A 12,591-nucleotide genomic window follows, 5' to 3' on the forward strand; every position below is an offset into this window, starting at 1 on the left:
ATTCAATCGCCACACCTTGACAGACGGGCAAATGACGCTCTCGGCGGAAAATGCTTATAATGCCCAGCGTTTTTTCCCGCTTTTCCTGCTGCGTGGGTCGGTCCCTGATTACCTTGAATGCCCTGACGCCTAATTCATTCCTTTCTCTGGAAATCCAAAAGCCTTGATTCGTCTGCTGAAGTTTTTCGGGTGGTCCATCGTCGCTGTGTTCTGCGGGCTGCTTCTCGCCCTCTCCGGTGCGTTTCTTTATCTTAGTCCCGGCCTTCCATCGGTTGAGGCCCTGAGAAGCATCCAGTTGCAGATTCCTCTGCGGGTGTACAGCAGCGACGGCAAGTTGATCGCAGAATTTGGCGAAATGCGCCGTACCCCCATACGTTTCGCCGAAATTCCACCCAACTTCATCAATGCGTTACTAAGTGCTGAAGACGACAACTTCGCTAACCATTACGGAGTTGACCCCAGCAGCCTGATGCGCGCCGCGACCCAGTTGGTCAAGAGCGGACACATCCAGTCCGGCGGCAGCACCATCACCATGCAGGTGGCGAAGAACTTCTTCCTCAGCAGCGAGCGCAGCTTTTCTCGCAAGACCACCGAGATTCTCCTGGCCCTGCAGATCGAGCGGCAGCTGACCAAAGACGAGATCCTCGAGCTGTACGTCAACAAGATCTACCTGGGCAACCGCGCCTACGGGATCGAGGCGGCAGCCCAGGTGTACTACGGCAAGTCCATTCGCGACGTGAGCCTGGCGCAGATGGCGATGATCGCCGGCCTGCCCAAGGCCCCTTCACGCTTCAACCCGCTGGCCAATCCGGCGCGCAGCAAGGAGCGCCGCGACTGGATCCTCGGCCGCATGTACAAGCTGGGCAAGATCACCGAAGCGGCCTACACCGAAGCCATCAACGAGCCGCTGAACGCCAGCTACCACGTGCCGACGCCGGAAGTGAACGCGCCGTACATCGCCGAGATGGCCCGCGCCGAGATGGTCGGCCGTTATGGCAGCGACGCTTATACCGAAGGTTTCCGCGTCACCACCACCGTGCCCAGCGACCTGCAGGAGATGGCCAATACCGCGGTCCAGGAAGGCTTGATGACCTACGACCAGCGCCACGGCTACCGTGGTCCTGAGTCGCGCCTGCCCGGCAAGACCCATGCCGCCTGGGCCACAGAGTTGACCAAGCAGCGGACCATCAGCAGCCTGGAACCGGCGATCGTCACTCAGGTCGAGAAGAACGGCCTACAGGTGCTGACCCGCAACGGCGAGGAACACGTGGCCTGGGAGAGCATGAAATGGGCCCGGCCGTTCCTCAACACCAACAGCATGGGCGCCGCTCCTCGCCAGCCGGCGGACGTGGCCCAGGTCGGCGACCTGATTCGCGTGCAGCGCCAGGCGGACAACTCCCTGAAGTTCAGCCAGGTCCCGGTCGCCCAGGGTGCCCTGGTGACCCTGGACCCGCAAAACGGTGCGATCCGCGCCCTGGTCGGTGGCTTTGCCTTCGAGCAGAGCAACTACAACCGCGCGATGCAAGCCAAGCGCCAGCCCGGCTCGAGCTTCAAGCCGTTCGTCTATAGCGCGGCCCTGGACAATGGCTACACCGCGGCCAGCCTGGTCAACGACGCGCCGATCGTGTTCGTCGACGAGTACCTGGACAAGGTCTGGCGGCCGAAGAACGACACCAACACCTTCCTCGGCCCGATCCGCATGCGCGAAGCGCTGTACAAGTCGCGCAACCTGGTGTCGATCCGCCTGCTGCAGAGCATGGGCGTGGACCACACCATCGACTACATCAGCAAGTTCGGCTTCAACAAGCAGGACCTGCCGCGCAACCTGTCCCTGGCCCTGGGCACCGCGACCCTGACCCCCATGGAGATCGCCACCGGCTGGAGCACCTTTGCCAACGGCGGCTACAAGATCACCCCGTACATCATCGACAAGATCGAAAGCCGCAACGGCGAGCTGCTGTTCAGCGCCAACCCGCCCAGCGTCCCCACCGGGAACACCGCCAGCAGCGGCATCGCGGCGCCAGAGCACAACTTCACGGTCAACACCGTGGCCGGCGAAAACCCGGTACAGGCTCCGGTACAGACGCCCGCCGTCGCCGAACGGATCATCGACGGACGCACCACCTACATCCTCAACAGCATGCTCGAGGACGTGATCAAGCTGGGCACCGGGCGCCGAGCCCTGGCCCTGGGCCGTTCGGACCTGGCCGGCAAGACCGGTACCACCAACGAGTCCAAGGACGCCTGGTTCTCCGGCTACAACGCCGACTACGTGACCACGGTCTGGACCGGTTTCGACCAGCCGGAAAGCCTCGGACGTCGCGAATACGGCGGCACTGTGGCCCTGCCGATCTGGATGAACTTCATGGGCGCCGCCCTCAAGGGCAAGCCGCCGCACACCCAGGCCGAACCGGAAGGCATCCTCAGCCTGCGGGTCGACCCGGTCAGCGGCCGCGCCGCCACCCCGGGCACACCGAATGCCTACTTCGAGCTGTTCAAGAGCGAAGACACCCCACCCTCGGTCAACGAGCTGGGCAATGGCGTCGCACCGGGCAGCCCGCTGCCGGCGGACGAAGCGGCGCCGATCGACCTCTTCTAAGAGCAGCGGCAAGCTGCAAGTGATCGGCGGCAAGCAAGAGCGCGCCCCGCTCTTGCAGCTGGAAACTTGCAACTAGCCGCTGATTGCCTGCCCATAAAAAAACCCGGCTCGATGGCCGGGTTTTTTTATGGGCGGCTGTTAGCCGTTGAACACATCGTCCACGCTCTTGAGCGGGTAGTTCTTCGGATACGGCAGGGTCGCCACGCCGGTCTCGATAGCGGCCTTGGCCACGGCATCGGAGATCACGGTGATCAGACGGGCATCCATCGGCTTCGGAATGATGTACTCACGACCGAATTCCAGCTTGATGCCACCGTAGGCGTCGCACACTTCCTGAGGCACTGGCAGCTTGGCCAGTTCACGCAGGGCGTTGGCCGCGGCGATCTTCATTTCTTCGTTGATGCGCTTGGCGCGAACGTCCAGGGCACCACGGAAGATGAACGGGAAGCCCAGCACGTTGTTCACCTGGTTCGGGTAGTCCGAACGGCCGGTGGCCATGATCACGTCGTCACGGGTGGCGTGAGCCAGCTCTGGAGCGATTTCCGGATCCGGGTTCGAGCAGGCGAACACGATCGGGTTCGGCGCCATCGACTTCAGGCCTTCAGCGCTCAGCAGGTTCGGACCGGACAGACCGACGAACACGTCGGCGCCTTGCAGGGCATCGGCCAGGGTGCGCTTGTCGGTGGTGTGGGCGAAGACTGCCTTGTACTGGTTCAGGTCGTCACGGCCAGCGTGGATAACGCCGGTACGGTCAACCATGAAGATGTTCTCGATCTGCGCGCCCATGCTCACCAGCAGTTTCATGCAGGAGATGGCGGCCGCACCGGCGCCCAGGCAGACGATCTTGGCATCGGCCAGGGTTTTGCCAGCGATTTCCAGGGCATTGATCATGCCGGCAGCGGTCACGATCGCGGTGCCGTGCTGGTCATCGTGGAACACCGGAATGTCGCACTGCTCAATCAGAGCACGTTCGATCTCAAAGCACTCTGGCGCCTTGATGTCTTCCAGGTTGATGCCACCGAAGGTGATGGAGATGCGCTTGACGGTGTCGATGAAAGCCTGCGGACTTTCGGAATCGACTTCGATGTCGAATACATCGATGCCGGCGAAACGCTTGAACAGCACGCCCTTGCCTTCCATCACCGGCTTGGAGGCCAGTGGGCCGAGGTTACCCAGGCCGAGAATCGCGGTGCCATCGGAAATGACGGCAACCAGGTTGCCTTTGCCGGTGTACTTGTAGGCCAGTTCCGGATCGCGAGCGATTTCGCGTACCGGCTCGGCTACGCCGGGGCTGTAGGCCAGCGCCAGATCACGAGCGGTAGCAGTGGCCTTGGTGAGCTCGACACTCAGCTTTCCTGGACGAGGATTGGCATGATATTCGAGAGCGGCAGTTTTCAAATCAGACATGTGGGCATTCCGCTTTTTACTGTTGGACAGACGGACCGCCGAGGATACGCGTGTCGCATAGTCCCTACAAGACTGCCCAGTCACCCCTGTCAAGGCCCGTAGCGTACGACTTTGGGCCAAGAGCCACGGGGTACAAGGCTTTCAACTGTTCACAATCCAATTAAAAAATGTCTACAATTTTTCTTTATCAGAGAAGTCTGAGCATGGAAACGTCGGTCAGCGACAACATCCAGCCTGCCCCGCTCGACCTAAAACCGCCGGAACGCGAACGTGCCAGCACCCAGCCCCGAGCCTCGATCCGCCGCCCGGAAAGCCCCTTGAGCCACTGACGATCGAAACGTCCCAGAACATTGGGTGCAATACGCAATACAACTGCACCGCGCAATGTGATCCAAACCCCGCCACGATTGCGTTCGACCTTGCTCACACGCCCCTCGAGCACGACAAAGCCGGAACGGCGGATCTGCTCCGCTTTCAGTACAGCTGAACGGCGCCAGAGGCCCAGCCCCGCTCGACGCGCGTGGTTTTCCGCAGCCTGCTGACAAGTGACCAGAGCGACGTTCGGCACGATGGCGATCTGATAGGCAAGCCCTTCGGCAATCAACCGGGCTTCCAGATTGGTCCCGCTGACGTCGTAGACATGGGCCAGCGTCCGCCCATGGCGATCGTGCCGCTCGCGCCCGGGCAACAAGCCGACCCGACCACCGCTCTGCGCCACCAGGCGCTGCAAACGTTGCCGCGCCGCCACCGCAAATGGCTCGGCCGGGCGCCCCCGACTGGCCAGCTCCGGCGCATTGAGGCCGATCATGCGTACGCTGCGACCATCCTTGAGACGCAGGGTATCGCCATCCACCACCCGCTGGACCGTTGCAGGAATCAGCCCCTCGGGGGCCGGGCAAAACGCCTGGGCGGCGGTCAGCCAAATCGCGGACACAAAAAAGGCGCCCACATGGGACGCCTTTTTCATCAGCGAGGAAAGTCGGTATCGGCTTTCCAGAACGATCAGCCTCAGGCCTTTTTCGTTGCGCCGAAAGCACCGAAGCGCGACTTGAACTTGTCGACACGACCGCCAACGTCCAGAGTCTTTTGCTTACCGGTGTAGAACGGGTGGCACTCGTTGCACACGTCCAGGCTCAGAGGCTTGGCCAGGGTGGAGCGAGTTTCGATGACGTTACCGCAGCTGCAGGTAGCGGTAACGGCTTCGTATACTGGATGGATATCGGCTTTCATGGTGTATTCCTCAGGCTAGCGTGCCGCCACCCAACACTATTGTTGAATACCGCACGAATTAGGGCGCGGATTCTACCAGACCGCGTCAAACGCGCAAGAGATCCTGAGTACCCCCCATCAGAAAAAGCCGGCGCAACCTTGACAGCCCCGGCTTTGCCACGCACTGCACTGCGGTGCCTGCTCGGCCGCGGCAAAACCTCCGTAGACCGGGGAGCACGCACGCTTATACAGGACACCCCACGGCTCGTCTGTTAGGCTCCGGAGCCTATTTACCGTCCGCTCATCGAGATTGTCCCGCGTGCCCGACGCCATTCTGCGCCTCGCCCTGCCTTCGCCTCTGCGCCGCCTCTTCGACTACCGTGCCCCGGCCGGTGTGCTGCGCGCCCAGCTGCATCCGGGGATGCGCCTGCGAGTGCCCTTCGGTCGCCGGGAAATGATCGGCATCCTGGTGGAAGTGGCGGATCACAGTGAAGTGCCGGCCGACAAGCTCAAGCCGGCCCTGGCCCTGCTGGACCCCACGCCACCGCTGCCCCCGGCCCTGTTCAAGCTGTGCCTGTGGACCGCCCAGTACTATCAGCACAGCCTCGGCGACACCCTGAGCTGGGCCTTGCCGGTGCTGCTGCGCCAGGGCGAGCTGGCCGAGGCCCGCCAGGAACGCTTCTGGTCGATAGCCCCCGGCGCCCGCCTGGATGACCCGCGCATCGCCCGCGCCCCGCGTCAGCGCGAAGCACTGGCCACCCTGGCCCAACACCCCCATGGCGTGCCCCACACTCTGCTGAGCAAGCTGATGCTGAGCAAGGACAGCCTGGACCTGTTGCTGGCCAAGGATCTGGTGCAGGTAGAAGTGCGCAAGCACGCGCCAGGCGTGCGCCATGAACACTGGCTGGCCCAGCCCGAGCTGCCGCTCAACAGCGAGCAACGCGCCGCCTACGAAGCGATCCGCGCCGGGTTCGACAGCTATCACGCCTTTCTTCTGGCCGGGGTCACTGGCAGCGGCAAGACCGAGGTCTACCTGCAGTTGATCCGCGAAACCCTCGAAGCCGGCAAACAGGCCCTGGTGCTGATCCCGGAGATCAACCTGGGGCCCCAAACCCTGGCGCGTTTCGAACAGCGCTTCAACGCCCGCATCGCCCTGCTGCACTCGGCGGTCAATGACCGCGAACGCCTGGATGCCTGGCTCGCCGCCCGGGATGGCGAAGCTGACATCATCATCGGCACCCGCTCAGCGCTGTTCACGCCGATGAAGAACCCCGGGCTGATCATCATCGATGAGGAGCACGACGGCTCTTATAAGCAGCAGGAAGGCCTGCGCTACCATGCCCGCGACCTGGCCCTGGTGCGCGCCCGCCAGGAAGACATCCCCATTGTCCTGGGCTCGGCCACACCGTCCCTGGAAAGCCTGCACAACGCCTACACCGGCCGCTATGGCCTGCTGCGCCTGAACGAGCGCGCCGGCGGCGCCAAGCAACCGCGCTTCCTGCGCCTGGATGTGAAGAGCCGCCCTCTGGACAGCGGCATTTCCGGTCCCATGCAGCAGGCCATCGGCCAGACCCTGGCCGCCGGCCAGCAAGTCCTGGTATTCCTCAACCGCCGCGGTTTCGCCCCGACCCTGCTCTGCCACGACTGCGGCTGGATGTCCGAATGCCAGCGCTGCGACGCCCGCATGACCGTGCACCAGCGCTCCGGCGAACTGCGTTGTCACCATTGCGGCCATGTGGAGCGAGTGCCCCGGCACTGCCCGCAATGCGGCAAGGTCGATCTGCGCCCCGTGGGCGCCGGCACCGAGCGCGCGGAAGAACGCCTGGGCATCCTGTTTCCCGACTACCCGGTACTACGGGTGGACCGCGACAGCACCTCGCGCAAGGACGCGATGAACCAGCTGTTCGCCACCATCCAGAAGGGGCATCCGTGCATCCTGGTGGGCACCCAGATGCTGGCCAAGGGGCATCACTTCCCCCGGGTCACCCTGGTGTCGATCCTCGACGCCGACGGCGGCCTGTTTTCCGGGGACTTCCGCGCCAGCGAGCGCATGGCGCAGCTGATCGTCCAGGTCGCCGGGCGCGCCGGGCGTGCCGAAGAACCGGGCAAGGTGATCATCCAGACCCATCTCGCCGACCACCCGCTGCTGGTGCAACTGACCGAGCAGGGTTACTTCGCCTTCGCCGAACAGGCCCTGAGCGAGCGCCGCGCCGCCGGCCTGCCGCCCTTCGCCCATCTGGCCCTGCTGCGGGCCGAGGCCCACAAGCCGGGGCAGGCCGAAGGTTTTCTCGATGAGGCGTGCAGCGAGGCCGAGCGCCTGCTGGCGGAACAGAACCTGGGGGGCATCGAGTTGCTGGGGCCGGTTCCGGCACCGATGGAGCGGCGCGCCGGGCGTTATCGTGCGCAGTTGCTGCTGCAAGCCAATGCCCGGGCACCGCTGCATCGACTGCTGAGCAGCTGGTTGCTGGTGCTGGAGCAGATGCCCAGCGGACGCCAGGTCCGCTGGTCGCTGGATGTGGACCCGGTGGATTTGTATTGATCGATATCGCGTTTTCGCGGGCAAGCCCGCTCCTACAATGGGCTGCATCAAACCCGCAGGAGCAGGCTTGCCGGCGAAGGCACTCGAATGCCGCCACCGATCCCCAAGCAGCCCTCTATAGTTGGCAAGGCCGTTCCAGCAACGGATAATGCCCAGTTTTTCCACCCGCGCACCAACGCGCCGCCGCGCCAGCGGTCGAACGAGAAGACCATGAAAGACACCATTCGCCAGCTCATCCAGCAAGCCATCACCCAACTCGTCGCCGAAGGTGTGTTGCCAGAAGGCCTGACGCCGGCGATCCAGGTCGAAAACACCCGCGACAAGACCCACGGTGACTTCGCCAGCAATATCGCCATGATGCTGGCCAAGCCCGCCGGCATGAAGCCCCGCGACCTGGCAGAAAAAATCATCGCCGCGCTGCCGGCCCATGAGGACCTGAGCAAGGCGGAAATCGCCGGCCCGGGCTTCATCAACTTCTTCCAGAACACCCAGGCCCTGGCCGCGCGCCTGGACGCCGCCCTCGGCGACGAGCACCTGGGCGTGCGCAAGGCCGGCCCGGCGCAGCGCACCGTGATCGACATGTCGGCCCCCAACCTGGCCAAGGAAATGCACGTCGGCCACCTGCGCTCCACCATCATCGGTGACGGCGTGGCACGGGTCCTGGAGTTCCTCGGCGACACCGTGATCCGTCAGAACCATGTCGGCGACTGGGGCACCCAGTTCGGCATGCTGATGGCGTACCTGGAAGAGAACCCGATCACCAGCGATGAGCTGTCGGACCTGGAGAACTTCTACCGCGCCGCCAAGCAGCGCTTCGACGAATCCGAAGCCTTTGCCGACCGCGCCCGCGGCCTGGTGGTCAAGCTGCAAGCCGGCGACCCGGATTGCCTGGAGCTGTGGACCAAGTTCAAGGACATCTCCCTGTCCCACTGCCAGAAGATCTACGAGCTGCTCAACGTCAAGCTGACCATGGCCGACGTCATGGGCGAGAGCGCCTACAACGATGACCTGATCAACGTGGTCAACGACCTCAAGGCCCAGGGCATGCTGGTGGAGAGCAACGGCGCCCAGTGCGTGTTCCTCGACGAGTTCAAGAATGCCGAAGGCGAGCCGCTGCCGGTAATCATCGTCAAGGCCGACGGCGGCTACCTGTACGCCACCACCGACCTGGCCGCCGTGCGCTACCGCAGTGGCAAGCTCAAGGCCGATCGCGCCCTGTACTTCGTCGACCAGCGCCAGGCCCTGCACTTCCAGCAAGTGTTCGCCGTGGCCCGCAAGGCCGGCTTCGTGACCCATCCGATGGAGATGGAACACATGGGCTTCGGCACCATGAACGGCGCCGACGGCCGTCCGTTCAAGACCCGCGACGGCGGCACCGTGAAGCTCATCGACCTGCTGACCGAAGCCGAGGAACGCGCCTACGCCCTGGTCAAAGAGAAAAACCCGCAACTGCCGGAAGCCGATCTGCGCGGCATTGCCAAGGTGGTGGGCATCGATTCGGTGAAATACGCCGACCTGTCCAAGCACCGTACCAGCGACTACAGCTTCAACTTCGACCTGATGCTCAACTTCGAAGGCAACACCGCGCCGTACCTGCTGTACGCCTATACCCGTGCCGCCGGCGTGTTCCGCAAGCTGGGCAAGGACTTCAGCGAAGTCGGCGGCCAGATCGAACTGCACGCGGCCCAGGAACTGGAGCTGGCGGCCAAGCTGGCGCAGTTCGGCGAGATCCTCAACAACGTCGCCGACAAGGGCACCCCGCACATCCTCTGCACCTACCTGTACGACGTGGCCGGTCTGTTCTCCAGCTTCTACGAGAACTGCCCGATCCTGGCGGCCGAGACTCCGACGCAGATGCACAGCCGCCTGCGCCTCACCGAGCTGACCCGCCGCACCCTCAAGCAAGGTCTGGAACTGCTGGGCCTCAAAGTCCTGGAGCAAATGTAAGTTGGCTGCCAAGAAAAAACCTGCACCCAAGCGTGGCGCCAGCCGCTACCAGGCCCCGGCCAAGAAGCCGATCCCGGGCTGGTTGTGGCTGGCCATCGGCCTGACCATCGGCGCCTTCATCGTGTTCCTGATGAAGCTCGAACCAGGCAAGGGCGGCGACAGCGTCAAGCGCGAGAAGATCGAACAGCAGAAAGCCAGCAAGATCGCCGAGGCCAACAAGACCCCGCCGAGCCCGCAGCAACCGGTGAAGCCGAAGTACGACTTCTATACCCTGCTGCCGGAATCGGAGGTCATAGTGCCGCCGGAAGCGGTGCCGGAGAAAACCCTGCCGACGCCTCAAGTGCCGCCGGTGCCGACCACCCCGGTCACCCCGGCGGAAGCCGCGAAGATCGACACCGCCCGGGCCCAGGCGGCCCTGGCCGGCATCACCCCACCGCCGGCGCCACCGGTGGCCAAGGCGGCGCCGGTGACCAAGTTCTTCCTCCAGGCCGGCTCGTTCCGCAAGCAAGCCGATGCCGACAAGGTACGAGCGCAGATCATCCTGCTGGGCCAGTCGGTGGCGGTGGAATCCGGCACGGTGAAGGATGAAACCTGGTACCGGGTATTGGTGGGCCCGTTCAGCAACCGCGAACAGCTGACCGTGGCGCAGAAACAACTGGCCGGCGCCGGCTTTAGCAATCTGCTGTTACAACAGCGCCAGAGCCGTTAAGCCGACCGCTACGCGATTGATCGCGGCCCAGCCCACTCCTACACGACGCCTCGTAGGAGCGGGCTTGCCCGCGAAGCGCTTGCAGCTTGCAACAAAGACCGCTGGTCCCCCGCTACAGCCTCCGGTTGAAAAACTCCCAGCCACCCCCATATGAGTTTCCATCAGGGCACTTTCGCCCCGCTGTGTGGAGACTCCCCCCTTGACCACCATCGTTTCAGTCCGCCGCCACGGCAAAGTCGTCATGGGCGGCGACGGCCAGGTTTCTCTCGGCAACACCGTGATGAAAGGCAACGCGAAAAAAGTCCGCCGCCTGTACCACGGCCAGGTCATCGCCGGCTTTGCCGGGGCCACCGCCGACGCCTTCACCCTGTTCGAGCGCTTTGAAGGCCAACTGGAGAAACACCAGGGCCATCTGGTGCGCGCCGCTGTCGAGCTGGCCAAGGAATGGCGTACCGATCGCTCCCTGAGCCGCCTGGAAGCCATGCTGGCCGTGGCCAACAAGGACGCCTCCCTGATCATCACCGGCAACGGTGACGTGGTGGAGCCGGAGGACGGCCTGATCGCCATGGGCTCCGGTGGCGCCTACGCCCAGGCCGCAGCCAGCGCCCTGCTGAAAAAGACCGACCTGTCGGCTCGCGAAATCGTCGAGACGGCCCTGGGCATCGCCGGCGACATCTGCGTATTCACCAACCACACTCAAACCATCGAGGAGCAGGATCTCGCGGAATAAGCCTGTTGCGGCGCTCGCGCCACGGCATTCATTCTTGCTTGAGGACCGCCAATTACTATGTCCATGACACCCCGCGAAATCGTCCACGAACTCAACCGCCACATCATCGGCCAGGACGATGCCAAGCGCGCCGTCGCTATCGCCCTGCGCAACCGCTGGCGCCGGATGCAACTGCCGGCCGAACTGCGCGTTGAAGTGACGCCCAAGAACATCCTGATGATCGGCCCCACCGGTGTCGGCAAGACCGAAATCGCCCGCCGCCTGGCCAAGCTGGCCAATGCACCGTTCATCAAGGTCGAAGCCACCAAGTTCACCGAAGTCGGTTATGTCGGTCGCGACGTCGAATCGATCATTCGTGACCTGGCCGATGCGGCGATCAAGATGTTCCGCGAACAGGAAATGATCCGGGTTCGCCACCGCGCCGAAGACGCCGCCGAAGAACGCATCCTCGACGCCCTGCTGCCACCGGCCCGCATGGGCTTCAGCAGCGATGAAGCGCCAGCCCAGGACTCCAACACCCGCCAGCTGTTCCGCAAGCGCCTGCGCGAAGGCCAGCTGGACGACAAGGAGATCGAGATCGAAGTGGCGGAAGTCACCGGCGTCGACATCTCCGCGCCACCGGGCATGGAAGAAATGACCAACCAGCTGCAGAACCTGTTCGCCAACATGGGCAAGGGCAAGCGCAAGAGCCGCAAGCTCAAGGTCAAGGAAGCGCTGAAGCTGGTACGGGATGAAGAGGCCAGCCGCCTGGTCAACGACGAAGAGTTGAAGACCAAGGCCCTGGAAGCCGTCGAGCAACACGGCATCGTGTTCATCGACGAAATCGACAAAGTGGCCAAGCGCGGCAACTCCGGCGGCGTCGATGTGTCCCGCGAAGGCGTGCAGCGCGACCTGCTGCCCCTGATCGAAGGCTGCACCGTCAACACCAAGCTGGGCATGGTCAAGACCGACCACATCCTGTTCATCGCTTCTGGTGCCTTCCACCTGAGCAAGCCCAGCGACCTGGTTCCGGAGCTGCAAGGGCGCCTGCCGATCCGCGTCGAACTCAAGGCCCTGTCGCCGGAAGATTTCGAGCGCATCCTCAGCGAGCCTCACGCTTCGCTGACCGAGCAATACCGTGAGCTGCTCAAGACCGAAGGCCTGAACATCGAGTTCCTGCCTGAAGGCATCAAGCGCCTGGCGGAGATTGCCTGGCAGGTCAACGAGAAGACCGAGAACATCGGTGCCCGTCGCCTGCACACCCTGCTCGAGCGCCTGCTGGAAGAGGTGTCGTTCAGCGCCGGCGACCTGGCCAGCGCCCACAGCGAAGAGCCGATCCGCATCGACGCGGCCTACGTCAACAGCCACCTGGGCGAATTGGCGCAGAACGAAGATCTGTCCCGCTATATCCTCTAAGCGACAAGCTTTAAGCCTCAAGCTGCAAGTTGATCGCGGTCATCTTGTAGCTTGTA

The 12,591-nt window shown here is 63.6% G+C and carries 9 protein-coding genes; 6 read left to right on the top strand and 3 right to left on the bottom strand.

Going from position 1 to position 12,591, the window contains the following annotated elements; all coding sequences use genetic code 11:
- Window positions 1-163 precede the first annotated feature (163 nt).
- Window positions 164-2,599: a penicillin-binding protein 1A gene (locus L1O02_RS28755; RefSeq protein ID WP_060837158.1), complete on the top strand. Its 2,436-nt coding sequence runs from the start codon at window positions 164-166 to the stop codon at window positions 2,597-2,599.
- A 138-nt stretch (window positions 2,600-2,737) separates the two neighbouring features.
- On the opposite strand, the gene L1O02_RS28760 is transcribed toward L1O02_RS28755, so the two are convergent.
- From L1O02_RS28760 to rpmE, 3 genes are all read right to left on the bottom strand, one after another.
- Window positions 2,738-4,006, bottom strand: coding sequence for a malic enzyme-like NAD(P)-binding protein (locus L1O02_RS28760; RefSeq protein ID WP_060837157.1), 1,269 nt, complete (start codon window positions 4,004-4,006; stop codon window positions 2,738-2,740).
- Window positions 4,007-4,193: 187 nt separating this feature from the next.
- Window positions 4,194-4,973 carry a thermonuclease family protein gene (locus L1O02_RS28765; RefSeq protein ID WP_235759165.1) on the bottom strand — a complete coding sequence of 260 codons (780 nt, stop codon included), beginning with the start codon at window positions 4,971-4,973 and terminating at the stop codon, window positions 4,194-4,196.
- 41 nt (window positions 4,974-5,014) lie between these two features.
- A complete protein-coding gene (gene rpmE, locus L1O02_RS28770; RefSeq protein WP_016962748.1) occupies window positions 5,015-5,236 on the bottom strand; it encodes a 50S ribosomal protein L31 in 222 nt (73 codons plus the stop codon).
- Window positions 5,237-5,534: 298 nt separating this feature from the next.
- Between rpmE and L1O02_RS28775 the strand changes: the two genes are divergently transcribed.
- The 5 genes from L1O02_RS28775 (at window position 5,535) to hslU (ending at window position 12,535) form a co-directional block, all read left to right on the top strand.
- Window positions 5,535-7,754 (top strand): primosomal protein N', encoded by a 2,220-nt coding sequence (locus L1O02_RS28775; protein WP_235759167.1) that lies wholly within the window; start codon window positions 5,535-5,537, stop codon window positions 7,752-7,754.
- A 210-nt stretch (window positions 7,755-7,964) separates the two neighbouring features.
- On the top strand, window positions 7,965-9,701 hold the full coding sequence (gene argS / locus L1O02_RS28780; protein ID WP_060837154.1) for an arginine--tRNA ligase: 1,737 nt from the start codon (window positions 7,965-7,967) through the stop codon (window positions 9,699-9,701).
- A 1-nt stretch (window position 9,702) separates the two neighbouring features.
- Window positions 9,703-10,410, top strand: coding sequence for an SPOR domain-containing protein (locus tag L1O02_RS28785; protein ID WP_016962745.1), 708 nt, complete (start codon window positions 9,703-9,705; stop codon window positions 10,408-10,410).
- Between the two features lie 199 nt (window positions 10,411-10,609).
- Window positions 10,610-11,140 carry an ATP-dependent protease subunit HslV gene (gene hslV, locus L1O02_RS28790; RefSeq protein ID WP_003186641.1) on the top strand — a complete coding sequence of 177 codons (531 nt, stop codon included), beginning with the start codon at window positions 10,610-10,612 and terminating at the stop codon, window positions 11,138-11,140.
- A gap of 57 nt (window positions 11,141-11,197) precedes the next feature.
- Complete coding sequence (hslU, locus tag L1O02_RS28795) at window positions 11,198-12,535, top strand: ATP-dependent protease ATPase subunit HslU (RefSeq protein ID WP_060837153.1); 1,338 nt, start codon at window positions 11,198-11,200, stop codon at window positions 12,533-12,535.
- Window positions 12,536-12,591 lie beyond the last annotated feature (56 nt).

It is taken from the genome of Pseudomonas sp. BC42, assembly GCF_021560055.1.
Lineage (GTDB): Bacteria > Pseudomonadota > Gammaproteobacteria > Pseudomonadales > Pseudomonadaceae > Aquipseudomonas.

Coding starts and splice junctions, on each gene's coding strand:
- rpmE (WP_016962748.1), bottom strand. CDS start 5,236: ATGAAAGCCGATATCCATCCAGTATACGAAGCCGTTACCGCTACCTGC.
- hslU (WP_060837153.1), top strand. CDS start 11,198: ATGTCCATGACACCCCGCGAAATCGTCCACGAACTCAACCGCCACATC.
- L1O02_RS28760 (WP_060837157.1), bottom strand. CDS start 4,006: ATGTCTGATTTGAAAACTGCCGCTCTCGAATATCATGCCAATCCTCGT.
- L1O02_RS28765 (WP_235759165.1), bottom strand. CDS start 4,973: ATGAAAAAGGCGTCCCATGTGGGCGCCTTTTTTGTGTCCGCGATTTGG.
- argS (WP_060837154.1), top strand. CDS start 7,965: ATGAAAGACACCATTCGCCAGCTCATCCAGCAAGCCATCACCCAACTC.